Raw genomic sequence first — 25545 nt, 5'->3', positions numbered from 1 at the left:
CGCGCTTACAGGTCTTCCGACGGCCCCGTGTAGCCGCTCGGCAGCTCCGAGCCGCGGCCGGTGAAGAGGCGCTCGAACCGCTCGATGCGCTCTAGGACGTAGCTCAGCGCCGCCGTGAGCGAGTCGGCGCCGATCGACAGGAGGTGGCGCGCGCCCTTCGTGCGGTCGGCGTGGTAGAAGCTGACCTCGCCTTCCGGCTCGGTGTTCCGCTCCGGCATCACCACGAGGTCCTGTCTGCTCGGATCGTGCCTGAAGACGAGTACGTCCGTGAGCGAGTCCGCGCCGTAGGTGACCACGTCGTGGCGGACGCTCCACTTCTGTGGCGTCTCCTCCGCGAGCGCGTCCGTGTCGACGACGTTCCGCATCGTCGTCGCCGTCGAGACGCGCTCCAGGCCGGATCCGCGCCGCTCCCGAAGCCACGCGAGGATCCGCTCCACGACGTCGCGGAGGCCGCCGGGGCCCGAGAACCGGCCCGCCGACCGCTCCGCCGGCAGCGACCCCCGCGTCACGTCGGTCCGCTCTCCCATGCGAGTACCCCCGGTCCCATCGTGTTAATAGGTATCGGTCAGGGGCCCCGTTCGGACGCCGAGCGACCCGGGTTCCTCACCGGTCCCGCCCGAACCCGGCCGCGAACGTCGCCGCGTCGACGGAGAGGACGGTCGGTCGGCCGTGCGGGCAGGCGTACGGCCGGTCGCACTCGCCGAGGCGGTCGAGCAGATTCCGGAGGTCGCCGTCGCCGAGGGCGGCGAAGTCGCCCCGCTTCAGCGACGGGTGACACGCGAGGTCGGCGAGGAGGTCGTCGCGCGCGTCCCGCGCCGTCCCGGAGCCGGCCGCCGAGAGCGCCGCGAGCGCGTCGCGGAAGGCGTCCGCGTCCGCTGTCCGGCCGAACGGCGCGGGGACGCTCCGAAGCCGTCGCGTGCCGCCCCCGAACGGCTCGGTCTCGAAGCCGAGCGCGGCGAGGTCGTCTGCGTGCGCCCGCGCGGCCGCCGCCTCGTCGGTCGACAGCGAGACGGTCGCGGGCGGGTCGAGCGTCGCGGTCGGCACCGGATCGCCGTCGAAGGCGCGGGCGAGGCGCTCGTAGTTCACGCGCTCGTGGGCGGCGTGGCCGTCGATCACGAGGAGTTCGTCGCCGGACTCGACGAGGACGTAGAGGTCGCGGAAGACGCCGATCGGCTCGGCGTCGGCGAAGGCGCCGGCCCGCGAGCCGTCCCCCTCGCCGACCGGTTCGAGGGCGCTGTCGAGGTCGGTGGCGACGTCCGCGGCGCGGCGGAGGTCGGCGCCGGTGAGCGCGTCCGCGACGACCGACGCCACCGCGTCCGCGACCGCGTCGGCGTCGCGCAGCCCCACTTCCCGCTTCGCCGGGTGGACGTTCGGGTCGACGCGCTCGGGCGGGAGCGACACGTCGACCGCGGCGACCGGCTCGCGGCCGTCCGGGAGGAGGCGGCCGTAGCCCTCGCGGACCGCGGTCGCGATCCGGTCGTTCCGGACCGGGCGGCCGTTCACCGAGACGCGGACGTGGTCTCGCGTCGCCCGGGTGACGGAGGGGTACGCCAGCGCGCCCGAGACCCCGACCGAAGTCCCCTCCGCGTCGGCACTCGCGTCGACGGTCGTCGACCGGCTCGCGGCCTCGCGGTCGTACACGCCGAGGAGCGCGTCGGTGCGGTCGGTACCGGGCGTCGACAGCGTCGCCGACCCGTCGTGGTCGAGCGAGAAGGCGACCGAGGGGTTCGCCAGCGCGTAGTCGGCGACGAGCGAGGAGATCCGCGCGAACTCCGCGCTCGCGCCCCCGAGCGACTCCCGCCGGGCGGGCCGCGTCGCGAAGAGGTCCTCGACGACGACCGTCGTCCCGCGAGCGCGGCCCGCGGGTTCGACCTCGACGCTCGGCGTCGCGTCCGGCCCCTCCGGGCCGCCCGGGGGCGGGGCGGTCCCGTCGACGACGACCCGCGTGCCGACCCCGTCGCCGGGGCTCGTCACGAGTTCGAGCCGGGCGGCCTCGGCGATGGCCGCGAGCGCCTCGCCGCGGAAGCCGAGCGAGTCGGCCCCGACCGGGTCGCCGTCGGGCGCCAGCTTGCTCGTCGCGTGGCGCTCGACGGCGCGGGCCGCGTCCGCGCGGGCCATCCCGCGGCCGTCGTCCGCGACGCGGATCCGGTCGGTGCCGTCGCCGTCGACCGCGATTTCGATCCGAGAGGCGCCGGCGTCGAGCGCGTTGTCGACGAGCTCGCCGACGACCCTCGCCGGTCGGGTGACGACCTCGCCGGCCGCGATCCGGTCGACGGTCGCCCGGTCGAGCCGGCGGACGCGACCCTCCTCGTCGCCCGGGTCGCCGGCGCCCGAGGCGCCGTCGCCGCCCGCGGCGCCCCGAGCGGCGTCGCGCTCACCCGTCATCGTCGGCGCGCGACTGGAGGTCGTGGAGGGCGTTCAGCGCCTCGATCGGCGTCATCCGCGCGAGGTCGAGGTCGCGGAGCGCCGCGGCGAGGTCGGGGGACGAGCCGGGCGCAGCCTCGCCGTCGGCCTCGTTCGACGACTGTGCGCGGTCGCCCTCGGTGGGGGTCTCGGCGGCGGAGTCGCTCGCCGCTGGACCGCCGCCGTCGCGCTGCTCCGACGCCTCCTCCGCGAGGAACTCCCGCAGCGACGCGTCGCCGTCGCGGTCCCCGTCGTCGGGCCCGCCCTCGTCGGCCGCCGCCGCTTCGTCGGTCGGACCCTCGGGCTCGGGTCCGCTCGGGTCACGGCCCCGCTCCGCCTCCTCCGCGGCGACCAGGTCGCGGGCGCGGTCGACGACCGGCCCCGGGACCCCCGCCAGCTCCGCGACCTCGACGCCGTACGACGACGAGGAGGCGCCGGGGACGACCCGGTGAAGGAACGTCACGTCGCCGTCCTCGCGGGTGGCGGTGAAGTGGAGGTTGAAGACGCGCTCGCGCTCCTCGGCCAGGTCCGTGAGACCGTGGTAGTGAGTGGCGAAGAGGGCGGTCGCGCCGAGCTCGTCGTGGAGGAACTCCGCGGCCGCGCGGGCGATGGCCCGCCCGTCGGTGGTGGCCGTGCCGCGGCCGACCTCGTCGAGGAGGACGAGCGAGTCGGCGCCCGCGTCGTGGAGGATCTCCGTCAGCTCGCTCATCTCGCGCATGAACGTCGACTGGCCGCCCGCGATGTCGTCGGAGGCGCCGACGCGGGTGAACAGCCGGTCGAACACCGGGAGCGACGCCGCCTGCGCGGGGACGAACGACCCCGTCTGCGCGAGCACGACCGCGAGCGCGACCGACCGCATGTACGTCGACTTCCCGCTCATGTTCGGCCCCGTGATCACGGCGACCGAGCCGCGCGGGAGGTCGGCGTCGTTGGGGACGAAGGAGTCCTCGGTCCGCTCGACGACGGGGTGTCTGCCGCCCTCGATCGCGACGCCGCCGTCCGGGTTCGCGCGCAGCTCGGGCCGGACGTAGTCGCCCTCGACCGCGACCGTCGCGAGCGAGGTCAGGGCGTCGAGCTCGGCGAGCGCGTCCGCGAGCCCCTGGATCCGCTCGGTTTCCGCCGCGACGCGCTCCCGGACGTCGACGAACAGCTCGTACTCCAGGGCGTCCGCCCGCTCCGCGGCGCCGACGATCTCCTCTTCCCGCTCCTTCAGCTCCGGGGTGACGTAGCGCTCGCTGTTCTTCAGCGTCTGCCGGCGCCGGTAGTCGTCGGGGACGCGGTCGAGGTTCGCGTCGGTCACCTCGATGTAGTAGCCGTGGACCTGGTTGTGGCCGACCGACAGCGAGTCGATCCCGGTGCGCTCGCGCTCGCTCGCCTCCAGGTCGGCGACCCACTCGCGGCCCTCGCGCTCGGTGGCGCGCAGGTCGTCGAGGTCGCCGTCGAACCCCTCGCGTATCACGCCGCCCTCGGTGATCTCCTGGGGCGGGTCGGCCGCGATCGCCGCGTCGATCAGGTCGCGGACCTCGGTCAGCTCGTCGAGCCGGTCGCGGAGGTCGCCGAGGTGGTCGGTGCGTGGGAGTGCCGGGCCGTCGGCGTCCGCGTCGGTCGATCCGTCGGCGTCCGCGTCGGCCACCCCGTCGGCGTCGTCCCCCGTCTCGCGCTCCCCCTCCGCTCCCGCGAGCGTCGCCTTCAGCTCGGGGACGACCGCGAGCGTTCGGTGGAGCGAGCGCAGGTCGCGGGCGTCCGCCCGGCCCCGCGAGACCCGGCTCACCAGCCGTTCGAGGTCGTAGGCGGTCGCGAGCGCGTCGGCGACCCCCTCGCGGGCGAGGCTCCGGTCCGCGAGCTCGCCGACCGCGTCGTGGCGGCTCCGGACCGCGTCGGCGTCGACGAGCGGGCGCCGGAGCCAGCGCTCTAGGCACCGCCGGCCGAGCGCGCAGTTCGTCTCGTCGAGCGCGTCGAACAGCGTGTCGCTCGCGCCCAGCCCGCGGTTCTCGAACAGCTCCAGGCTGCGCTGAGCGGCCGCGTCGAGCCGGAGCCGGTCGCGGGGGTCGTACCGCCGGATCCGGGTGACGTACCCGAGCGGCCCGTCGTCGCCCTGGGTGTACTCGGCGTACGCTAGCACCGCGCCGGCCGCCCGCAGCTCCGCGTCCGCGTCGAAGCGCCGCTCGGGCGCCGGGAGGTACGGCTCCAGGCGCTCGGCCGCCCGCCGCCGGTCGAACGCGCCGTCGTCGTACTCGTGAGTCGTCCAGCCGCGCTCGGCGTCCGCGGGGTCGAACGCGGGGGCGTCCGGTCCGGCGATGAGCTCCGCCGGCGCGATCCGGTCGAGCTCGCCCGCGACCGCGTCCCGGTCGCCCGAGGTGACGAGGCACTCGCCGGTCGAGACGTCGACGGCGGCGAGGCCGACGGTCTCGGAGGGGGAGTCGGCCCCACCGCCGGCCCCGCCGCCCCCGTCGGCCGCCACCGCCGCGACGTAGTTCGTCGTCCCGGATTCGAGCAGGTCGTCCTCGACGACGGTGCCGGGGGTGATCACCTCGGTGACCGCGCGGTCGACGAGGCCGGACGCCTGCTCGGCGTCCTCGACCTGGTCGCCGAGCGCGACGCGGTAGCCCGCGTCGAGCAGCGATTCGAGGTACGGCGCGGCGTTGTCGATCGGGATCCCGGCCATCGGGTAGTCGCCCGTCGAGTCGGACCGCTCCGTCAGCGTCACCTCGCAGACGCGCGCGACGGTCTCGGCCGCCTCGCAGAACGCCTCGTAGAAGTCGCCGACCTGGAACAGCACCAGGGCGTCCTCGTGGGCGGCACAGAGGTCGGCGTACTGCGAGAGCATCGGCGTGAGCTCCTCGCGGGCGGCCGCGATCCCGGGCGGCAGCCCCGTGGCCGTCTCTCGGTCCGCCGGTTCCATACCCCGAGTCCGGGCGGCCGCGGGCATAAACGGTGCGGAGCGGCGCGGACCGCTCCGGTCGAGCCCCCGCCGCCGGCGAGAGCCTTACAGTCCTCCGCCCCCGAGTACGGCCGTGACGAATCGAACGATCGTCGTGGGGCTCGCCGGGGCGTTCGTCGGCATGACGGCGCTGCTCGTGATCGGCGGGATCGTCCTCCACCCGATCGCGCTGGCGCTGGCGCTGCCGTTCGGCGCCGTCTCCTACTTCCTCTGGTACCACGCCACCGGGCGCCTCCACGACCAGGCCCGGCGGTCGGCCGAGGCGGCGGGCCCGACGGAGCGCCAGCGCGCCAGGCAGCGCGCCCGCGCCGAGGCCAACCGGGAGCGCGCGTACCGCGCCGCCGGCACCGACGGCGGTCGCGGCGCGACCGGGCGGCGAGCGGGCGCTCGCGGACCGGGCGGGGCCCGCGACCCTCGCGACCGCGCGCCGACGGCCGACCGAATGACCGAGCGCGAGGCGTACGAGACGCTCGGGCTCGACCGCACGGCCGACAGCGAGGCGGTCCGGCGGCGGTACCGCGAGCGGGCGAAGCGGCTCCATCCGGACGGCGAGGACGGCGACGAGGAGGACTTCAAGGAGCTCAACGAGGCGTACGAAGTCCTGAAGGGGTGACGCGGAGCGCGCCCCGCGGCGGCCCGAGAGCGCGACGGTCCGGGAGCCTGACGGAGACGCCGCGGCTCACGCCTCGTCGCTCGCGGCGGCGACCGCCCGCTCCGCCTCGTCGAGGTCGGCCCGCGTGTTGACGTTCGCGAAGGTGCGGTCGGTCGTCAGCGACCGGATCGCCTCGTCGTCGACGACGGCCTCACGCACTCGATCCACCATCGCGAGCACCTTCCGCTCGCCTTGGTCGAGCGCGCGGTCGCAGGCCTCCGCGGCCGGTTCGGTCGCGTAGACGGCCTGCGTCGTCTGGAACCAGCGGTCGTCGAGCCGCGGCAGTACCGCCTCGACGTCGGGCTCTCCGGCCAGTTCGCGCAGCGCCGCGAGGAACGACGGGTCGACGAACGGCATGTCGCAGGCGACGACGGCGGCGTACGGGTCGGTCGCCGCGCGGCAGGCGTTCCGGATCCCCGCCAGCGGGCCCAAGTCGGGCTCCTCGTCGAGCGCCCAGCGAACGGGGAGCGTGACTCCCGACAGCGCCTCGGCGAGCGCCTCGCGCTGGTCGGGGCGGCAGTTGACGACGAACTCGTCGACGACCGGGTCGCCGCCGCTCGCGCGGTCGGCGCCGGGGGGCACCGGGTCGTCGGCCCCCGCGAGCCGGTCCGCGACGCGGCGGATCATCGGCACGCCGGCGATCGGCGCGACGGCCTTGTCGGCGTCGCCGAAGCGCGTCGAGCGGCCGCCGGCGAGGATGGCTCCCGTGGTCACGGCCGCGGCTTGGACGGCGGGGGACTTCGCGGTTGCGGTGGTCGGGGGACGGGGCGGTGGCGGGGCGGAAGGCAGCGCCCGGGCCGGCGGGAGCGCCCCGAATTCGTTCGGGCCGGGAACGCCGCGCTCGACGCTCCATCCGCCCGAAAGCGACCCGTTAAGTGGCCGGCGCCCCAACCGATATCCATGCCAGAGGCAACGGATCTGGAGGAGCTGAAGCGGGGGACCGAGCTGGTCAAGCGCGGCTTCGCGCAGATGCAGAAGGGCGGCGTGATCATGGACGTCGTCAACCGCGAGCAGGCCCGCATCGCGGAGGACGCCGGCGCGGTCGCCGTGATGGTCCTCGAACACGTCCCGGCGGACATCCGCAAGCGCGGCGGCGTCGCGCGGATGCCCGACCCCGAGCGCGTCCCGGAGATCATCGACGAGGTGTCGATCCCGGTGATGGGCAAGTCCCGGATCGGCCACCGGAAGGAGGCGGAGATCCTGGAGTCCCTCGGCGTCGACATGATCGACGAGTCGGAGGTGCTGACGCCCGCCGACGACGAGTACCACACCGACAAGCGCGACTTCACCTCGCCGTTCGTCTGCGGTGCCCGGAACCTCCCCGAGGCGCTGCGCCGCATCCGCGAGGGCGCGGCGATGATCCGGACGAAGGGCGAGGCCGGCACCGGCGACGTGAACCAGGCCGTCAAACACCAGCGCACCATCAAGAACCAGATCCGCACGCTCACCGGCCTCAACTACGAGGAGCGCGAGAAGTGGGCCCGCGAACACGGCGCCCCGCGCGACCTGGTCCACGAGACGGCCGAGGCCGAGCGGCTCCCGGTCGTCAACTTCGCGGCCGGCGGTATCGCGACGCCCGCCGACGCCGCGCTGATGATGTACCACGGCTGCGACGGCATCTTCGTCGGCTCCGGCATCTTCGGCGCGGAGGACCCCGAGGCGATGGGTACCGCCGTCGTCGAGGCCGTCAACAACTGGGACGACCCCGACGAGCTCGCCCGGATCGCGAGCGGCACCGGGAAGGGGATGAAGGGCCAGTCCAACGAGGACATGAAAGAAGAGGAGAAGCTCCAGGGCCGCGGCGTTTAAGTAGCCGATTCCGATTGGGGTGGCGGCTTTCATATACCAACTGCTGTGGCGCGTGCCGGTGAGCGGCCGCCATCGGCGGCCGTGAACCGCACGCGCGAGGGACGCCGCGAGCGACCGGAGGGAGCGAGCGGCAGCGAGGCGCGACGCGCCTCTGGCAGCCGGCGGCGCAGCCGCCGGCGACGAGGCTGGGGAGGCGTGAGGTGCTGTGCGGGGCGGGACGCAAAGGGGCAGTCGCGAGGGCGGCGGAGGCGACGCAAGGACCGCAAGGAACGAGCGGAGCGAGTGACTGAGGACCGCAGCGAGCGTGCGCCGCCCTCGCGGCTGGGGCTTTGGAGGTGTTCGATACCGACCCGCAATCAACGAATTATATGCGAACGATCGAGTTTATTTCGACCCGCTCGTTCGCGTCGACAGCCGACTAACGATCACTCCGACCGCGTACCCGACGAGGCCGACGACGACCGCGAACTGTAGCCCGAGTCTGACACCGATTTCGATCCCGCCGAGCAGTTCCCCACGCGCGGATTGGTACCCGTATCCCATCATTCGCGGGTACGAGTACCGGCCCGCGCCCGTCCAGTTACCCGTGAGATAGCCGACGAGCGGGGGGAAGGCGAACCACCAGAACCCGACGAGCCACAGCGAGCCGACGGTCGGAACGAGGCCCGCACCCGCGATCCCCGCCGCGACGGCGATCCCGAGCGCAAGCGCGATCCACCAGAGGGAGATCCCGGTGTTCAGTCCGACGGCGAACCCGACGGAGGCGAGCAGGAGGAGCCCGACCACCGCCAGCGGGAGCGCCGTCCTCGCCGGAGAACCACCGATGAGATGCGGAGACAGGCAGACATCTCGGAGGGCCATAATCGCTGATTGTCCCGCCGCGCGCAAAAGCCGTTTGGGCCGGAAGTCGGTCGGACCACGGGGAGGGCGGTCAACGAAGTCGCCGGGGACGCCGCTCACCGCACGTCGTCGTCGTACACCCACGCCCCCAAGACCTCCTCGTCGCCGTCGCGACGCCAACGGACCGTCACGAGGTCCGGGAACCGGATCCGTATCCGCAGCGTCTCCCCGTTGATCGCGTCGTCGGGTCCGAGGTCGTCGTCCAGTTCGGCCCACGCGACGGTGTCGTTCTCGCCCGCCTCGTAGTCCACGCTGACATTCGTGACGAACACGTCCCCGGCGCGGAGCCGTTCGGTCCCGCCGGTGTGTTCGATCACCAGTCTGCTCGCCACGTCGTCTGCCCTCTGATGCTCGAACGCGAAACAGGCGAGCTCCTCGCAGTCCGTCAGTTCGCGATACCCGATGGCACCGAATCCGACCGCGCCCGCGCCGAGGAGGAGGACCGCTCGTCGCTTGGGGGACATGGCTAGGGCCGGGACGCGGCGATACATGGGCGTTTTGCCTGAGTCATCGACTCTTATAAATAGCTGATAGTGAATCGACGGGGAACACCGCCAAAGCCCCAGCCGCTCGGCTATACGTGATCGCTCACTCTGCGGTGAACTCCTCCAAAGCCCCAGCCGCGAGGGGGTCGCACACTCGCTGCGCTCCTCGCTCGCTTCGCTCGCTGCGGTGCTTACGTCGTCTGCGACCCCCTCGCGGCTGCCCCTTTGAGTCCCACCCCGCACGGCGACCGCAGCCTCACGCCTCCCCAGCCTCGGCGGACGGCCCGGCGCGGGCAGAGCCGCGCCGGGCCGCCGCCTCCCTCGCGGGCGGCTCGCGCCCTCCGGGCGCTCGCCGGCGCGCCGTTCGGAGTTTAAATGGTCGAGACGATTCGGATTATCGGGCACCCCACAGAATCAGTTCCGCAGCGCCTCGACCGGGCGCTGGTTGGCCGCCTTCCACGCGGGGTACGCGCCGCTGACGAGCCCGACGCCGACGCCGAACACGAGCGCGAGGAGGAGGTAGTACCCGTTCGTCGGGTCGATCACGAGCGCGGCGTCGACGGCGGGCGTCGCGAGGACGAGCCCGGCGACGAGCAGGACGGTGAGGAGGGTGCCGGCCGCGGCGCCGGCCGCGCCGATCAGGCCGGCCTCAGCGAGCAGGACGCGGAGCACGTCGCGGCGGGCGACGCCGACCGCGCGCATCACCCCGATCTCCTGTCTCCGCTCGACGGTGCTCATCAACATCACGTTGAGGATTGAGACGCCGGCGACCACGAGGGAGATGGCGCCGAGCCCGAGCAGGAACGTCGAGAGCAGGTCGAAGAACTCGTTGATCTCGTCGACGAGGGCGGCCAGCTCGAACAGGTCGACGCGCTCCTCGCGGGCGTTCACCTCCTCGCGGATGGCGTTTGCGGCCGCGCGCGCCTCGGCGCCGGTGTCGGAGATGACGAGCGCCTGCGCGTAGCCGTCCGCCGAGAAGGCCGACTCGGGGAGGAAGACGGCGTCGTCGGGCGCCACCGGGCTGAACGTCTGGCTCTCGACTAACACCGCGATCACCCGGACCTGCGAGCCCGCGATCTCGACGGTGTCGCCCGCGCCGGCGTCGAGGTCCGCGGCGATGCCCGCGCCGAGAATCGCCCCCTGCCGGTGTCGCTCGGGGAGCCTGCCCTCGGCGGCCTCGTACGCCAGCGCCGGCTCCTCGATCCCGTACACGGTCGCGAACGTCTGGTCGCCCTGCCGCGCGACCGTGGCGCTGTCCGAGTACAGCGGGACGACCGCGGGCTCGCCCACCGCGCGCCGGATCGAGGCCACGTCCGCGTCCGACAGCGACTCCACGCCGGCGTCGGCGTTCGGCGAGACGACGACCTGCGTGCCGATGTCGCCGATGGCGTCGTCGGCGCCGAGCGCCAGCACGTTCCCGAAGATGCCGAGCGCGGCGACCGCGAGCACGCCGATACAGACGCCCAGCACCGCCAGCACCGTCCGCACGCGGTTCCGCCGCAGGTTCCGCGACGCCATCGACACCGCGGGCCGCCAGCCGCGGAGCCAGCCGGCGGATCCGGCGCCCGTCCGGTCGCCGTCGCTCATCGGTCGTCCCCCGCGTCCGGCAGCCCGCCGGTCAGCACGCCGTCGGTGAGGTCGACGACGCGGTCGGCGTACTCCTCGACGAGCGGGTCGTGCGTGACCGCGACGACGGCGACCCCCTCGGCCTTGACGCGCTCGAACTCGCCGAGGATCGACTCCCCCGTCTCGGTGTCGAGGTTCCCCGTCGGCTCGTCCGCGAGCAGCACGGCGGGCTCGTTGATCAGCGCGCGGGCGATGGCGACGCGCTGCTTCTGCCCGCCGGAGAGCTCGCTCGGGTCGTGGTCGAGGCGGTCGCCGAGCCCGAACCGCGCGAGCAGGTCGGCCGCCCGGCCGCTCGCGTCGCCGGGGTCGAACGCGGTCGGCATCGCGACGTTCTCGACGGCCGTCAGCGTCGGCAGCAGGTGAAAGTCCTGAAAGACGAACCCGATCGACTCCTTCCGCGCCCGGGTCCGCTCGGCGACGGAGAGGTTCGTCACGTCGGTCCCGTTCAGCAGGCGCCGGCCCGCGGTGGGGTCGTCGAGCAGCCCGAGCACGTTCAGCAGCGTCGACTTCCCGGAACCGCTGGGGCCGACGACCGCGACGAACTCGCCGGGCCGGACCGCGAAGTCGACGTGATCGAGCGCGACGACCGGATCGCCGCCGCCGCTCGGGTAGCGCTTCACCACGTCCCGCAGCGCGACGCCGAACTCGGCGTCGCCTGCGGAGTCCGTCGTTCGGTCGACCGCACCCTCGGCGGTCACGGCGTCGTCCCTCGCGTCGCTCCCGGAGTCGCCGTTCACCGCGTCGCTCCCGGAGTCGCCGTTCACCGCGTCGCTCCCGGAGTCGCCGTTCACCGCGTCGCTCCCGGAGTCGTCGTTCACCGCGTCGCCCGTCGCGTCGGCCGCGGCGTCCCCGCTCACGGCGCCGACCCGCCGCGTCGCCGCCCCGTCGACCCGCCGATCCGTCCGGTCCTGACCGCGAGGCCGACCGCGCCGGCCAGGCCGACGAGCGCGAGGCCGCTCGCGACCGCGCCAGCGGCGCCCACGCCGCCGACGCCGATCCGACCGAGCGTGCCGCCGCTCTCCCCGTCGTCGTCGGCCTCGGGCGCCGCCACCGTCAGCGTCTCCGTGTACCGGACGCCCCGCTCGGTGTAGGTGACGCGGATCGGTATCTCGTCGGCGACGGAGGCGTTCACCGCGGTCGTCAGGTCGAACCCGACGAAGTCGCTCGCGCCGAGGGTGCCGACGAAGTACTCGCCGCCCGCGGCGGTCGGCTCGACGCCCGGCGCGTCGCCGACAGAGACGACCGCGCCGGTCATCTCGCCGCCGCCGGCGTTGCCGAGGTTCGCGTCGACGACGACGCCGGCGGCGGTCTCGCGCACGGTCGCGTCGGTGACGGTCGGGGCCGCCTCGCGGACCGGGTACGTCACCGTCGACTGCGCGCTGCGGTCCGCGCCTCGGTCGTCGAACCGGTCCGTGTCGGCGCGGAAGGCGGCGGTGACCGTCACCTCCGACCGTCGGTCGAGCGGGCCGAGGTCGACGATCACCCGCCGCTCCTCGCCGGGCGCGACGTCCTCGACGACGAACGGGCCGACCGAGACGGTCCGCTCGTCGCCGTCGACCGCGGTCCCGACCGCGCGGAGGCTCACCCGGTCGGCGGTCGTCGTGCCGGTGTTGACCACCGTCACCTCGACGGGCGAGTCGGCGACCGGGGGCGCGTCGCCCTGGCCGTCCGCGTCGCCGGTGTCGAGGCCGCCGCCACCGCCGAAGATGCCCTGGATGCCGCCGACGCCGAGGTCGCCGGCCGAACTCTCACTTCCCTCGTCGCTCTGGAGGTCCTCTGGGTCGAGCGCGCGGGTCCGCAGGTCGAGCGCGACCTGGGTCGGTCGGACCTCGATCACGGTGTCCCGGCTGACGGTCACGAACTCGCCGGTCGTCGACTGGTTCGCGACCGCCTCGACGGTGAGCCGCTTCGCGCCCGGCTCGTCGAACGACGTCCACAGCGTCGCGTCGAGCGAGTCGCCCGCCGAGAGCGCGCCGACGCCCGTGACGCTGTCGAGCACGTCGCCGTCGGCGTTCCGGACGCGGACCGTCGTGACGTTCGCCGCCGCGTCGCTGCCGCCGGAGTTCGAGACGGTGACGTTCAGCGCCGTCCGCTCCCCGACGGTCGGGTCGCTCGGGGAGGCCCCCACCTCGCCGACGGTGATCCGCGCGTCCGGGACCGCCGCCGCGCCGCCCGCCGCGAAGGCCCCGCCGATCGTCGCGAGAATGGTCACGGCGGCCAGTAGCGCGGCCGCGGATGGTGTACGAGTCAAGGTCATACGAGTTACGCGATACCCGTGGATATATCCGTCGGCGACGGAAGCGACGCGCGCGCCGCCTCGCAGCGACGGGCGCGACGGAAACTCCATCGGCGGTCGTTCGGGGGCAGGGGGCCGCCGGGCTCGGGGTTTCGGCGGTCTCCGAGACGTACCGGTTACGGATGCTTTTTCAACGGGCCGACGTAAGTAGCGGTAATGAGCGAACGCGACACCGCGCGAGCGGGTGATGGACGATGATGGGGAACAACGACCAGCAGGCGTACGACCGCGGCACGTCGCTGTTCTCGCCGGACGGGCGCATCTACCAGGTCGAGTACGCCCGCGAGGCGGTCTCGCGCGGCGCGCCGAGCGTCGGCGTCCGGACGACCGACGGCGTCGTGTTCGTCGCGATGTCCCGCCCCTCCTCGTCGCTGATGGAGGCCGAGAGCATCGAGAAGCTCCACAAGCTCGACGACCACGTCGGCACCGCGAGCGCCGGCCACGTCGCCGACGCCCGCCAGCTGATCGACCTCGCGCGCCGCCAGTCGCAGGGGAACCGCCTGCGCTACGGCGAGCCCGTCGGCGTCGAGACGCTGACGAAGTTCGTCACCGACCACATCCAGGAGAACACCCAGCGCGGCGGCACGCGCCCCTACGGCGCCGCCCTCCTCATCGGCGGCATCGACGACGGCGAGCCGCGCCTGTTCGCGGCCGACCCCTCGGGCACCCCCAACGAGTGGAAGGCGACGGTCATCGGCGGCGGCCGCCAGGAGATCCAGGGCCACCTCGAGTCGGAGTGGAGCGACGACCTCTCGCTCGCGGCGGGCATCGAACTCGCGGTCGCGGGGCTGGCCGCTCACGACGACGAGTTCGAGCCCGCCGACCTCGCGGTCGCGACCGTGACCGAGGCCGACGGCTTCCGGACGGTGCCGGCCGAGGAGGTCGAGACCGCGTTCGAGGCGGCCGGCCTCGACACCGACGACGAGACGGACGCTGACGGCGAGGCGGGCAGCGACGCCTCCGGAAGCGACGAGTAGCGACCACGCCGATCGGCTCACGTTCGGCGCTCGGCGACGGAGTGCGTGGAATTGTACATCCCACACACAACACTTTTAGCGGCGGAGCGCCTCATGTACGACATAAAATGCCCGATTCGATGTCAGAACAGCTCCAGCGAGACATGGAGTGCGAGGGGTTACTCGAGTGTTTCCACGGCCTGAAGCAGTTGGACAAGGACTGTTACCAGGCGCTCGTCTCGGCGGACGAGGCACTCACGATCGACGAGGTGGCCGAACGCGTCGACCGGGAGCGCTCCACCGCCTACCGCGCGGTTCAGCGGCTCCTCAAGGCCGGCTTCATCCAGAAGGAGCAGATCAACTACGACCACGGCGGCTACTACCACGTGTACAGCCCGACGGACCCGTCTCAGATCGCCGACGACATGCAGCGGATGCTCAACGACTGGTACGCGAAGATGGGCCAGCTCATCGGCGAGTTCGAGGAGAAGTACGACGAGCCAGAGCGCGCCGTCGTCGAGGGCTGAGCCGAGCGTCGCTCGACAGAGGCCGCTCGCGAGACGGTCTCGACGCAGGGGGAGTCGGCGCCGCGGAGTTTCGCGGGAGGCCTCGGGTCGCTACACTGCGTAGACGAGGGCCCGTCGGCACTCGGGACGCACGCACGGGACCGGCGTGATGATCTCGCCGGCGCTGAGGCCGCCGAGGAGCCCGTCGTTCGGTCCGTCGGAGACGACCGAGAGCGTCCCGAGCGCGTCAGTCCCCTGTAGCTCCACCGCCTCTAGCGGCTCTCCGCAGTCCGGACGGTCTCTTCGGCGGGACAGGTGTGCGTTTCGAGCACTTCGTAAGGTGGTTGTGATCCGTGCGTCTCCGATTAAAGCTAAGCCCGCTCGTACACCGATTCGGACGCACCGGTAATGAAGAGCAGTCTCGAACGGCAGGGGAGGGGGTTCGAAGATCGAGGGCGTTTCGGACGGCGATGCGGCTACGGGGCGCACGCGCACTAAGGGGGAGGTGGAATGGAGCGGACCGACGCGACGCCGGCGTTCAGAACGTGAACACGTGGTCGGCCTCCTCAGCGGCCTCGAGGAAGGTGACCGCACCGGCGAACTGCGTCGTCAAGTCGTCGTCGATGGCGTCCTGCTCCCACTGGAGCATGTCCAGCGTGGTCGTACACGCGACCGAGGTGACCGCCTCTCCGCCGTCGGCGATCAGTTGGTCGAGCATGTCGTAGGGGTTCGGCATCCCTTCGTCGAGCAGCGGCTGGACCGACGAGAGGTCTTTCTCGCCCTCCAGCAGGTGCGTCAGTCCGTCGAAGGTGAAGTAGAGGAACACGTCCGTGTCCATCGTCAGCGCGACGTGCCCGAGGTTGGTCGCCATCGCGAGGTTCTTCGGGTCGTCGCTGGAGACGATGATGCCGATCTCGTCCATACTCATGCCTCCTTGCGGACGTAGTGGGTGTACACTTCGTCGCCCTCCTCCTGCTCGAGGAGCGTGACGCCGTCGGTGCCCGTCGCCCACCCGTCGATGTCGCTTACACTCCCGGGATCGGTCGCGACGACCTCCAGCACCTCACCGGGGGCGAGGTCGTCGATCGCGCCCTTCGTCTTCACGATGGGCATCGGGCAGCTCAGTCCTTTCACGTCCAGCGTCTCCGCGATATCGATTTCGGTGCTCATGGTCGGTTGTTTGTACGCACTAGACAATACTGCGCGCGTCGGTTTTAATCTTGTGTGTTTAGTCCAATACGGATGCGGGAGGCGCGGCGGTCTGTCCCCGGACCACTCGGCGCAAGAGCCGATAGCGGCACTTACCACGGTCGAGACCGAACGGGAAGCCATGCCGACGACAGTTCGCGTCCGCTGTACCGACTGTGCGTACGACGAGACGTTCGACTCGCTCCGGCGGGCGCGGACCGCGCTCGACGACCACGAGCGCGCGACGAGCCACGCCGTCGACTGGGAGATCGGTGGGCTCTCGCCCGGCGTTGAGCGGGCGGGCGACGACGCCGGCGTCTGCGGTCGAGATGGGTGCGCGAACGCGAGCTCGCCGCTCCTCGATCACGGACCGGCCTCCGCGCCCGACCGGGACGTCTGAGGCGAGTCGCCCCGGCGGCGGCGACCGGTTCCCGCCGGGGGTGCGCCGACGCCGGTCGGTCGCCGTGTCGTCTCTCCGAATACCCTATATTGTACAACAAAAGCAATATTACTCGGGGGCACGAACGGTCACGTATGAGGATCGTATTCGCGACGGACCTCTCGGACGCGAACGAAGCGGCGATCGAGTCGCGGACCTGTCTGGAGTGTCTCGACAACATCGGCGTCAGGGAGGTTCACCTGTTGACGGTCGTCCCGGACAACGTGTCCAGCGGGCTGCCGGGGATGGACGCCGCCAGCGACGCCAGGGAGGCGCTCGCCCCGCAGCGGAACGTGTTCGAGCGCGCTGGATTCGAGGTGGAGACGCACGTCGCCCGCGGGACACCGCACCGACGGATAAACGGATTGGCCGAGCGGCTCGACGCGGACATGATCGTCGTCGGGTCGCGCGGACAGTCTCCGCTCCGGAATCGGCTCATCGGCGGCACCGTTCGCAACGTCGCGCGGACGGCGGTCAGGCCGTTGCTCGTCGAGCGGATCGAGGAGACGGCGAGCGGGCACGCGGTCAGGAAGGAACACCTGTTCCAGGACGTGCTGTACGCGACCGACTTCTCGGAGAACGCGGCGCGCGCCTACGACTACTTCCCGTCGCTGACGGGCGCGACAGAACGGGCGTACCTGCTCCACGTGGGCGATGGGGACGCGGAGTCGACGGCGACCGCCGAGGAGCGACTGGACGAACTGGCGACGGATCTCCGTGACCGGACCGGGTTCGATGTCGAGACCAACGTCAGGTCCGGGAACCCCGTCGACGAGATCACGGCCGAAGAAGAGCGCGTGGGCGCGACGACGACGCTCATCGGCGCGCGCGGGACGAGCCGACTCCGGCGGCTCCTCCTCGGGAGCACCGCGGAGTCGATCGTCGCGCGCGGGACAAACAACGTCTTGCTCGTCCCCCCCGAGGCGGCCGCGCCGCGCTGACGCGGCCGGAGTTTTTACTCCCGGAGCGACCAGGAGAGCCTGATGGCGCGAGAGACGGTCACACACCGCGACGGCCACGTGTACGAGTTCGGTCCGGAGATGGACCCGGTGTACGAGGCCGCGGACGGCGAGTCGCTGACGATCGAGACGGTCGACAGCCTGAACGGCGCGATCCAGGAAGCCGACGACCTGCTCGACGCGATCCCGGAGGAGGTCAACGCCGCGACGGGACCGATCGCGGTCGCCGGCGCGAGCCCCGGCGACGTGCTCGCGGTCGAGATCGAGGTCGTGCGCGTCGCGGAGGACCGCGGCCGGGTGCTCACCGCTCCCGGGTTCGGACTCCTCCAGGACGACCCCGAGATTGACCACCCCGCGACGCGGATCACCGAGGTCGACGCCGACGCGGAGGCGGTCGACTTCGAGGGGATCGACGTGCCGATCGAGCCCGTGATCGGGACGATCGGCGTCGCCACGGAGGGCGAGACGGTCTCGACGCTCACGCCCGACGACCACGGCGGGAACCTCGACACGACCGACGTGACCGGCGGGACGACCGTCTACTTCCCCGTCTTCCAGGAGGGGGCGATGCTGGCGCTGGGCGACGCGAAGGCCGCGATGGCGGACGGCGAGATGTGCGGGACGGGCGCCGAGATAGCGGTCGAGGTCGACGCGACGCTGTCGGTGATCGAGGACCCCGCCGTCTCGCCCGCCCGCCCCCTCCTCGACACCGGCGACGCCGTGAAGACGGTCGCGAGCGCCGAGACGATGGAGGCGGCCGTCGAGCTGGCGAACGCCGACATGCTGGACCTGCTTTCGCACCACCACGGGTTCTCGCGCACCGAGGCGTACCTCTTCTCCAGCCTCGTCGGCGGCCTGGAGGTCAGTCAGGTGGTCGACCCGCAGGTGACGGCGCGGAACGCGGTGCCGAGCGAGTACCTCTCGCTGCCGTTCTGAGCCCCTACACCGCGGCCTCCTGAGTCGTGCCCGTCGCGTCGACCGGCCGGCCTCAGCGCTCGGACCGCTCGGCGAACCGCCGCGCGGCGTCGCTCAGGCCCCCGTCGGTCGGCGTCTCGGCCCGCTCCGACTCGGCGGCTTCGCCGGCCTCGGCCGCCGCCTCTGCGTCGGCGTCCGTCGCGTCGGCTTCGGTGACGACCCCCTCGGTCTCCTCTGGTGCCGCGTCGGCGCCGTCTCGGGCGGCCGCACCGTCGTCGGGGACGGCGGCCGCCCCCTCCCCGACCTCGGCCGGGTCCGCGTCCGGCGGATAGCTCAGTTCGGCGGGGGGGACGAAGGCGGTCTCGACCGCGCGGACGATCTCGCGGACCTGCGCCTCGTCGAGGCGGTCCGCGTACGCCTCGCGGACGAGGTCCGGGACCGCGTACGCGTAGTGGCCGCGGCCGGCGTGGCGGATGAGCCCCGCCCGCCGGATCGGCCGGTGGCGGCTGTAGGCGTGCCCGGAGTCGCCGTCGCCGCCGGCGTCGATGTGGGCCGCGACGGGGTCGCTGGCGCCCTCGCGGCGGTAGTGACGGAGCATGCCGCGCGAGAGCTCCGAGAGCGCCTCGATCCGCGAGCGCAGCTCCTCGATCACCGCCTCGCGGGTGCCGAGCTCTATCGCGTCGTCGAACCGGAGCGCGCTCTCGGCCACGTCGTCGCGGGTGACCGGGTCGACGTCGTCCGGCGGGGCGGGGTCGGACTCGGCCGCGGGTTCGGCGTCCGCGGCGTCGCCGTCTGCGGCCGCGGCGTCCGTGTCCGCGGCGTCCGGATCCGACGAAGCGCCGTCGGCGGACGCGGCCGGCTCCGGGTCTCCCTCGGCGCCGCCGTCGGCGGAGGGCGCCGCTCCGCTCGCGTCGTCGTCGCTCTTCGTGGCGGCGACCGCCTCGTCGTACGACTTGAGCACGGACTGCCCGTCGTCGCCGTCGGCCGCGGCGTCGGAGGGGTCGGCGCCGACCCGGGCCCGGCCGCCGCCGCTCCGGTACGGCGCCTCGGCCTTGCCGAGGAGCGCCTGCGCGAACTGGTCGGCCATGTCGCTCAGGTCGCGGGCCTCCTCCAGTTCGCGTTCGAGGTCGGCGATCCGGCGATCCTTCTTCTCTAGCTCCTGTTTGAGGTCGGCGATCTCGGACTCGCGGCGCTCCTTCTCGTCGGAGATCGACTGGAGCTCGCCGACGAGGTCGCTGGAGACGGACTTCAGCTCGGGGCGCTCGAAGTCGTCGAGCCCGGGGGTCGCGCCCGCGTCGAACGTCTCCTTGCGGTGGAACTGGATCCGGCGGATCGACTCGTCCCAGTCGGTCATCAGGAAGGCCTCGCCGTCGCCCAAGTCCTCCACGGCGCTGGCGTACTTCGAGCCGAGGATGCGCCCGACGACCTTCGTGTCGTTGTCCCACGTGAGCCGGTGCCAGCAGAGCCAGTCGCACTGGGTGATGAAGTCCTTTTTCACGTCCGCGGGGCGCTGGCTGATCCCGACGATGCCGAGGCCGTGTTTCCGGCCGCGCTTGCCAACCTTGATCAGCATCTTCCCCGTCTCGTCCATCCCGCCGCCCTCGGGGATGTACTCGTGGCACTCCTCGACGACGAGCAGGAAGGGCTTCTTCAAGCGCTTCTCCTTCGCGAACAGCTGCTTGACGACCTCCAAGAGCAGCTCGTTGGCGGTGTCCTCTTCGAGGTAACCGGAGACGTCTAAGATGATCGGGACGTTCTGCTCTAAGGCGAGGTTCGCGAGCTTCTCGGCGTGTTCCGGGGAGACGACGATGTCGCACTCCTCGTCGGCGCCGGCGTGGAGGATCTCGTATTCCTCCTTAAGTCCGTAATATTCACCGTCTGTATCCACGATGAGAACCGGGAAGCCGCTGTCGAGCAGGTTCTCGATGACGACGCTCGCGGTGTTGCTCTTCCCGGAGCCGGATTTGCCCGTGATGAAGGACCGGCCGGTTAGCACGTCGACGACCGGGAGCTCCACCGGGGAGCCGGGGTCCGCCGTCGCGTCGCCGCCGATCCCCTCGCTGACGTCCGCGACGTGGATCGTCTCCTCCTCGCTCATACCCGTGAGAGGTGGCGCCCGCCTCATAAACTATCGCCTCGTCGCCGCCCGGGCGGGCCGCTCTGCCGGCGGTCGCGTCGCCGACCGACGGCGACCGGGCCGCCTTCGGGCGTCCGCAAGACGTATGTCGTCCCCGAGAGTTCGACCGCACATGGACACCGAGAACACCCTCCTCAACGCGGTGGTCGGCGCGATCGCGTCGGCCCTCCTCTCGTTCACCGGCATCTCACCGCTCCTCGGCGGCGCGGTCGCCGGGTACCTGAACGGCGACGACGGGCTTCGGGTCGGCGCGCTCTCCGGCGCGATCGCGTCGATCCCGATCGTCGGACTGCTGCTGCTCGCGCTGGTGGTCCTTCCGTTTCTGGGATTCTTCGGGTTCCCGCTCGAAGCGGGTCTCGCGGCCGGCGGGGTCTTCCTGGTCGCCGCCCTCATCGTGTTGGGCGGCGTCGCTTACAGCGTGGTGTTGAGCGCGCTCGGCGGACTGCTGGGCGTGTACGTGAAAGACGAGCTGTAGGTCGATCGCTGTTATTTATAAATAGTTGAATCTGGACCGGCGATAAACACTACCGTAGTCCCAGTCGTTTGTTTATAACTAGTTGCTGGCAGACCGGCCACGAACACCGCCGAAGCCCCAGCCGGGAGGACAGCGCACGCTCGCTGTCCTCCCGGCTGCCCCTTCGAGTCCCGCCCCCGCACAGCGACCGCACCTCACGCCTCCCCAGCCTCGTCAGTCGCCGTCGCTTCGCTCCGGCGACTTGACTCCAGCGAGGGACCGGAGGTCCCTCTGGCAGCCGGCGCGTAGCGCCGGCGACCTCGCGCGTGCGACTCGCACCCTGCGGGCGCTCGTCGGCACGCACCACCGCACTGTCTATTTATAAAGAGACGGCGTGAGAATCGGCTCGCGGCTCAGCGAAGACGCCTCAATGCTCGCCGCCGGTGCCGCGCCGGTCGGAGTCGAGGTCGATGTCGAGGTTCTCAAGCAGTTCCTCGGCCTCCTCGCGCTTCTCCTGGTGGTCTTCGAGGAACTCGCGCATCAGCTCGGCTGCCTGCTCCTTACAGCCGCCACAGAGGCGGTCGCCGTTGACGCACTCCGAGTACACCTCCTTCGTCAGCTCGTCGTCGTCGCCCGCGAGCAGGTAGGCGTACAGCTCGTACACCGGACACTCGTCGGCCTCGCCGCCGAGCTCGCGCTGCTCCTCGGCGGTGTCGCGGCCACCGGTCGTCGCCGCCTTCACCTTGTCGTACCCGTCCTCGGGGTCGTCGAGCAGCGAGATGTGGCTCGCCGGGATCGACGAGGACATCTTCCCGCCGGTGAGCCCGGTCATGAACCGGTGGTAGATCGAGGAGGGCTGCCGGAAGCCGAACCCGTCGTGGTCGATCTCGACCTCCCGGGCGACCGACTCGGCCTCTTCCCGCGTGAGGTCGAAGGCGTCGACGTGGCCCTCGAACACGCGCTTCTCGCCGTCGACCGACTCGATCAGCGCCTCGAACGCCTCGTCGGTCGCGTTGCGGTCGAAGAAGCGCACCCGGGGGCGGAGCGGCTCCTTCCCGCCGGCTTCGAGCTTGTCGAGCGCGCTCGCCTTCGCGGCCGCGAGGTCGACGCTCTCGCGGTCCGACTCCGGCGGCTCGTAGTCGGCGAGCCACTCGGCGGCGTCCTCACAGCGCACGTCGGGGTCGTCGCCGGCGGCGGCGCGCTCCGCCGCGAGCGCGTCGTAGGCGGCCCGGACCAGCTGCCGCTCGTCGTCGTCCAGCTCGAAGGAGGCGAACGCCTCGGTCACCTTGAAGTAGCGCACGCGGGTCGCCAGGTCGCGGGTGAGCCGGACGTGCGGGTCCTGGTCGGGGCCGACCGGGATCACCGTGGGCTTCGGCTCGTCGACGAGCTGCGGGTAGAGGATGTCCGCCGTCTGGGTGATCACGCTCTGCATGTGCGAGATATTCGTTTCGCCGTCGAAGCCGTAGATCGCCTCGAACTCCGAGAAGTTCGCCTTCGAGCCGAGCTCGAAGCCGAGGTCCTGGACCTCGCGGTTGTCCGACTGGCGGTAGATCTCGCCCTCTTCGGCGTCGAAGCCGAGCGCGAGCAGCGAGAGGAGGTAGTTGCGCGCGTGCCCGTCGATCTCGGACCACGACATGCCGCGCGCCGAGTGGGCTTCGAGGTCGGCGATCAGTCCGAACGCGTCGCCGCCCATCTCCTGGTGCCAGATGATCTCGTCGAACACGAGCTTGTGGCCGATGTGCGGGTCGCCGGTGGGCATGAACCCGGACAGCGCCGCGAACGGCTCGTCGTTCGCCATCGCCTCGGCGACCGCGTCGTACTCGCGGTGGCCGAAGATGACGCCGCGGCGCATCAGGTAGTGCGGGTCCGGGACCCCGTCGGCGACCTCGTCGAACGCCTCGATGCCGAACTCCTCGAACAGGTCCGCGTAGTCGCCGACCGACGCCGACCCCCACGGGTCGAGCGCGACGTCCTCGGTCGGCTCGTCCGCGCGCTCGGTCCCGCCGTCGGTCCGAGGGGGCGCCGACGGCCCGGGGGCGGGGTCGGACCCGCGCCCGTCGCCGTCCGGCGTCGCCCCCTCGGGGGTGTCCTCGTCCATACCACCTCTCCCGTCGGTCGACGCAAAAACCGTTCGCTTGCGCGAGAGCGGTTCCCACGCCCCGGCGGGCGACCGACCTCACCGAAACGGACGACCCCACCGACGGGCGAGCCCACCGGACGGCGTCACGCCGCGTGCGCCACCAGTCGCGTCGCGGTCGCCTTCCAGCGGATCGAGACCGAGTCGCTGGGAGCGAGGCCCAGCCGCTCGATGCTCTCGGCGGTGATCAGCGCGGCCACCTCGACGTCGGTCGCGTCGGCCGAGCCCTCGGCCGCCCCGACCGCGATCCGGACCGTCGACACCGTCTCGCCGGAGTCGACGCGCGAGACGCGGCCGGCGAGGCGGTTCCGGGCGCTCGTCGCGTCGGGGTCCACCGCGTCGGCCGCGTCGTTGACCGTGACGGCGTCGGCGCCGATCCGGACCTGGACCGCGTCGCCGACGTTCACTCCGCTCGCGCCGTCCCCGACGCCACCGTTCTCGTTCCCGCCGTCCGCGTCGTCTCCCGTTCCCCCGTGAAGCCCGGACAGTTCCCCGACCGGGGTGTCGACGACCGCGAGTTCGCCGTCGACGGCCGTCACGGTTCCCTCGAGCACCGTCTCTGGGACCGCCGCGGCCGCCGCGAGGACGGCCTGGAGCCGGTCGTAGCGGTCGAGGAGCGCGCGGCCGGACGCGGCGAGCCGGCTCCCGCCGCCGCCCTCGCCGCCGCGGCGCCGCTCGACGAGCGTCCCGTAGGCCTCCTCTAAGGCCTCGATCCGCGAGAGTGCGCGGGCGCGCGAGCGGCCCAGGTCGGCGGCCGCGCCCGCGACGGACCCCGCCGCGTCGACCGCGCGCAGCAGCGCCGCGTCGCGGCCGTCGAACTCGACGCCGTCCTCGATGAGCGCGGCCCGCCCGCGTCCCGCCGCCGCGTCCGGACCGGCTTCGGTCGGCTCTCCCATGCCCGGAGAATGCCCCCGGGCCGTCATGGCGTTTTCGCCCCGTCGCCCGCCGCGGCGCGGAAGTTATATGTAGCGTCGACCCACCGTTGTATCTATGTCGATACAACGGAGGCGGTTCGTGGCCGCGCTGGGCGCCGGAGCGATCGCGAGCACGGCGGGCTGTTCGTCGACGAGCGGCGACAGCGGCGACAGCGGCAACGGCGGGAACGGCGGGAACGGCGGGAACGGGACCGACGGGAGCGGAAGCACGACCGAGTCGGTCGGCGTCGCCGGCGAGACGCTGACGCTCACGACGACGACGAGCACGTACGACACCGGCCTCCTCGACGCGATCCACACGGACTTCGAGGAGATGTACGGCGTCACCGTCGACGCCGTCGCGCAGGGGACCGGCGCGGCGTTGGAGACCGCCCGCAACGGCGACTCGGACATCGTGATGGTCCACGCCCGCGGGCTCGAAGACGAGTTCATGCGGAACGGGTACGGGGTCAACCGGCGGGACCTGATGTTCAACGACTTCGTGATCGTCGGCCCCGAGGCCGACCCCGCCGGGATCGAGGGGATGGACTCGGCGACGGCGGCGCTCACCGCCATCGCCGAGGCGGAGGCGCAGTTCGTCTCGCGGGGCGACAACTCCGGCACGCACACGAAGGAGCTGAACCTCTGGGAGGCGGCCGGCACGGAGCCCGGCGGCGACTGGTACCAGGAGACCGGCACCGGAATGGGCGAGGCGCTGAACATCGCCAACCAGCAGGGCGCGTACACGCTCTCCGACCGCGGGACCTTCATCTCGCAGCGCTCGGAGATCGACCTGACGATCCTGGTACAAGGACCGATCGAGGGCGGGCCGGAGATCCTCTCGAACCCGTACGGGGTGATGGCGGTCAACCCCGGGGTCCACGAGAACGCCAACTACGACCTCGCGATGGCGTACATCGGCTGGATCACCAGCCCGGGCGTCCAGGAGGCCATCTCGGAGTACCAGGTGAACGGCGAGCAGCTGTTCTTCCCGGAGGCTGTCTCCGAGGACCCGAACTTCCAGCAGTACGTTCCGGAGGGTTGGAGTAGCGAGAGCGACGACTCGTAGTCGTGCCGTTCGAAGCGACCGTCCAGTCGGTCCCGGCGCTGCTCGACGCCGCGCGGCCCGCGGTGTCGCTCCTCGGCGTCTCGTTCAGGGACGGGTACGTCGGGAGCGTCATCGCCGTCTCGCTGTACGTGAGCCTGACCGCGGTGGCGCTGAGCACGCTCGTCAGCGTGCCGGCCGCCGTCGCCATCGGGCTCACGGAGTTCCCGGGCAAGGGGTTCGTGAAGTCGGTGGTCAACACCGGGATGGGGTTCCCCAGCGTGGTCGTGGGGCTCGTCGTGCTGTTCGCGGTCTCGAACCAGGGGCCGCTCGGCTCGCTGGAGCTGATCTTCACCCGCGAGGCGATGATCATGTCGCAGTTCGTCCTCGCGACGCCGCCGATCACGGCGATCAGCCTCGCCGCCGTGAGCGGCGTCGACGACGGGGTCCGCGACGCGGCCCGCGTCCTCGGCGGGACGCGCGTCGACGTGGCGCTCGTCGTGATCAAGGAGGCGCGGTACGGGATCGCGACCGCGGTGCTGGCCGGCTTCGGCCGCGCGATCAGCGAGGTCGGCTCGGTGCTCATCGTCGGCGGGAACATCACGAGCGCGGACGGCATCTCGAAGACGCGCACCCTGACGACGGCGATCCAGCTCGAGGCGCGGCAGGGGCAGTACGAGACCGCCATGCTGCTCGGCGCCGTCCTCGTCGCGCTCGTGTTGACGGTCAACGCGATCGTCGTCCGCTTCGGCGACCGGGGGGTAGCGGGCTGATGCCCCGGGA

At 72.1% G+C, this 25545-nt stretch carries 25 protein-coding genes; 10 read left to right on the top strand and 15 right to left on the bottom strand.

Annotation, left to right across the window (positions count from 1 at the left end; all coding sequences use genetic code 11):
* Positions 1–5 precede the first annotated feature (5 nt).
* The 3 genes from DVK06_RS10440 to mutS all read right to left on the bottom strand — a co-directional run bounded on the left by DVK06_RS10440 (position 6) and on the right by mutS (position 5305).
* Positions 6–527, bottom strand: a complete 522-nt coding sequence (locus DVK06_RS10440; RefSeq protein ID WP_053770793.1) for a hypothetical protein — start codon at positions 525–527, stop codon at positions 6–8.
* Between the two features lie 76 nt (positions 528–603).
* Entirely contained in the window at positions 604–2385 is a 1782-nt protein-coding gene (mutL, locus tag DVK06_RS10435) for a DNA mismatch repair endonuclease MutL (RefSeq protein ID WP_121600212.1), read from the bottom strand.
* Positions 2375–5305: a DNA mismatch repair protein MutS gene (gene mutS / locus DVK06_RS10430; RefSeq protein WP_121600211.1), complete on the bottom strand. Its 2931-nt coding sequence runs from the start codon at positions 5303–5305 to the stop codon at positions 2375–2377. The genes mutL and mutS overlap by 11 nt, the downstream gene beginning before the upstream one ends.
* A gap of 112 nt (positions 5306–5417) precedes the next feature.
* Between mutS and DVK06_RS10425 the strand changes: the two genes are divergently transcribed.
* Positions 5418–5957, top strand: a complete 540-nt coding sequence (locus DVK06_RS10425) for a DnaJ domain-containing protein (RefSeq protein ID WP_053770789.1) — start codon at positions 5418–5420, stop codon at positions 5955–5957.
* 66 nt (positions 5958–6023) lie between these two features.
* Here the strand turns inward: DVK06_RS10425 and DVK06_RS10420 are convergent, their stop codons facing one another.
* Positions 6024–6710, bottom strand: a complete 687-nt coding sequence (locus DVK06_RS10420) for a molybdenum cofactor guanylyltransferase (RefSeq protein WP_121600210.1) — start codon at positions 6708–6710, stop codon at positions 6024–6026.
* A 186-nt stretch (positions 6711–6896) separates the two neighbouring features.
* Here DVK06_RS10420 and pdxS point away from each other — a divergent pair, with 186 nt between their 5' ends.
* Entirely contained in the window at positions 6897–7805 is a 909-nt protein-coding gene (pdxS, locus tag DVK06_RS10415; protein WP_121600209.1) for a pyridoxal 5'-phosphate synthase lyase subunit PdxS, read from the top strand.
* Positions 7806–8189: 384 nt separating this feature from the next.
* On the opposite strand, the gene DVK06_RS10410 is transcribed toward pdxS, so the two are convergent.
* The 5 genes from DVK06_RS10410 to DVK06_RS10390 all read right to left on the bottom strand — a co-directional run bounded on the left by DVK06_RS10410 (position 8190) and on the right by DVK06_RS10390 (position 13073).
* Entirely contained in the window at positions 8190–8666 is a 477-nt protein-coding gene (locus DVK06_RS10410) for a hypothetical protein (RefSeq protein WP_121600208.1), read from the bottom strand.
* A 95-nt stretch (positions 8667–8761) separates the two neighbouring features.
* A complete protein-coding gene (locus tag DVK06_RS10405) occupies positions 8762–9169 on the bottom strand; it encodes a hypothetical protein (RefSeq protein WP_053770994.1) in 408 nt (135 codons plus the stop codon).
* Positions 9170–9604: 435 nt separating this feature from the next.
* Entirely contained in the window at positions 9605–10777 is a 1173-nt protein-coding gene (locus tag DVK06_RS10400; protein WP_053770785.1) for an ABC transporter permease, read from the bottom strand.
* Positions 10774–11553 (bottom strand): ABC transporter ATP-binding protein, encoded by a 780-nt coding sequence (locus DVK06_RS10395; protein ID WP_394345510.1) that lies wholly within the window; start codon positions 11551–11553, stop codon positions 10774–10776. Before DVK06_RS10395 ends, DVK06_RS10400 begins: the two co-directional genes overlap by 4 nt.
* Before the next feature lie 116 nt (positions 11554–11669).
* Entirely contained in the window at positions 11670–13073 is a 1404-nt protein-coding gene (locus tag DVK06_RS10390) for a hypothetical protein (RefSeq protein ID WP_199241368.1), read from the bottom strand.
* A 233-nt stretch (positions 13074–13306) separates the two neighbouring features.
* Between DVK06_RS10390 and psmA the strand changes: the two genes are divergently transcribed.
* Together psmA and DVK06_RS10380 are read left to right on the top strand one after the other, a co-directional pair.
* On the top strand, positions 13307–14089 hold the full coding sequence (gene psmA / locus DVK06_RS10385; protein ID WP_199718627.1) for an archaeal proteasome endopeptidase complex subunit alpha: 783 nt from the start codon (positions 13307–13309) through the stop codon (positions 14087–14089).
* A 107-nt stretch (positions 14090–14196) separates the two neighbouring features.
* Complete coding sequence (locus DVK06_RS10380) at positions 14197–14595, top strand: helix-turn-helix domain-containing protein (protein WP_053770783.1); 399 nt, start codon at positions 14197–14199, stop codon at positions 14593–14595.
* Positions 14596–14685: 90 nt separating this feature from the next.
* On the opposite strand, the gene DVK06_RS10375 is transcribed toward DVK06_RS10380, so the two are convergent.
* The 3 genes from DVK06_RS10375 to DVK06_RS10365 form a co-directional block, all read right to left on the bottom strand.
* A complete protein-coding gene (locus DVK06_RS10375; protein ID WP_233561658.1) occupies positions 14686–14841 on the bottom strand; it encodes a hypothetical protein in 156 nt (51 codons plus the stop codon).
* Between the two features lie 271 nt (positions 14842–15112).
* Positions 15113–15496 carry a DsrE family protein gene (locus DVK06_RS10370; protein ID WP_053770781.1) on the bottom strand — a complete coding sequence of 128 codons (384 nt, stop codon included), beginning with the start codon at positions 15494–15496 and terminating at the stop codon, positions 15113–15115.
* A 2-nt stretch (positions 15497–15498) separates the two neighbouring features.
* Positions 15499–15744, bottom strand: coding sequence for a sulfurtransferase TusA family protein (locus DVK06_RS10365; RefSeq protein WP_121600206.1), 246 nt, complete (start codon positions 15742–15744; stop codon positions 15499–15501).
* Between the two features lie 160 nt (positions 15745–15904).
* On the opposite strand from DVK06_RS10365, the gene DVK06_RS10360 reads away from it, so the two are divergent.
* The 3 genes from DVK06_RS10360 to DVK06_RS10350 all read left to right on the top strand — a co-directional run bounded on the left by DVK06_RS10360 (position 15905) and on the right by DVK06_RS10350 (position 18096).
* Entirely contained in the window at positions 15905–16162 is a 258-nt protein-coding gene (locus DVK06_RS10360; protein WP_199241369.1) for a hypothetical protein, read from the top strand.
* 134 nt (positions 16163–16296) lie between these two features.
* Entirely contained in the window at positions 16297–17142 is an 846-nt protein-coding gene (locus DVK06_RS10355) for a universal stress protein (RefSeq protein WP_121600205.1), read from the top strand.
* A gap of 42 nt (positions 17143–17184) precedes the next feature.
* Positions 17185–18096 (top strand): acetamidase/formamidase family protein, encoded by a 912-nt coding sequence (locus tag DVK06_RS10350; RefSeq protein ID WP_121600204.1) that lies wholly within the window; start codon positions 17185–17187, stop codon positions 18094–18096.
* Between the two features lie 52 nt (positions 18097–18148).
* On the opposite strand, the gene DVK06_RS10345 is transcribed toward DVK06_RS10350, so the two are convergent.
* A complete protein-coding gene (locus DVK06_RS10345; RefSeq protein WP_121600203.1) occupies positions 18149–20173 on the bottom strand; it encodes a helicase HerA domain-containing protein in 2025 nt (674 codons plus the stop codon).
* A 151-nt stretch (positions 20174–20324) separates the two neighbouring features.
* Between DVK06_RS10345 and DVK06_RS10340 the strand changes: the two genes are divergently transcribed.
* Positions 20325–20687, top strand: a complete 363-nt coding sequence (locus DVK06_RS10340; RefSeq protein ID WP_053770776.1) for a DUF5518 domain-containing protein — start codon at positions 20325–20327, stop codon at positions 20685–20687.
* 406 nt (positions 20688–21093) lie between these two features.
* On the opposite strand, the gene DVK06_RS10335 is transcribed toward DVK06_RS10340, so the two are convergent.
* Together DVK06_RS10335 and DVK06_RS10330 are read right to left on the bottom strand one after the other, a co-directional pair.
* Complete coding sequence (locus tag DVK06_RS10335) at positions 21094–22764, bottom strand: tryptophan--tRNA ligase (RefSeq protein WP_121600202.1); 1671 nt, start codon at positions 22762–22764, stop codon at positions 21094–21096.
* Positions 22765–22889: 125 nt separating this feature from the next.
* Entirely contained in the window at positions 22890–23699 is an 810-nt protein-coding gene (locus tag DVK06_RS10330) for a TOBE domain-containing protein (protein WP_053770774.1), read from the bottom strand.
* Between the two features lie 94 nt (positions 23700–23793).
* Between DVK06_RS10330 and DVK06_RS10325 the strand changes: the two genes are divergently transcribed.
* Positions 23794–24786, top strand: coding sequence for a substrate-binding domain-containing protein (locus DVK06_RS10325; RefSeq protein WP_121600201.1), 993 nt, complete (start codon positions 23794–23796; stop codon positions 24784–24786).
* A gap of 2 nt (positions 24787–24788) precedes the next feature.
* Positions 24789–25535: an ABC transporter permease gene (locus DVK06_RS10320; protein WP_121600200.1), complete on the top strand. Its 747-nt coding sequence runs from the start codon at positions 24789–24791 to the stop codon at positions 25533–25535.
* Positions 25536–25545 lie beyond the last annotated feature (10 nt).

This window comes from Halorubrum sp. Atlit-28R (assembly GCF_003665955.1).
GTDB lineage: Archaea > Halobacteriota > Halobacteria > Halobacteriales > Haloferacaceae > Halorubrum > Halorubrum tropicale.
Note: the sequence above shows the minus strand (reverse complement) of the source record. Positions and strands in the feature narration are given on the sequence as shown.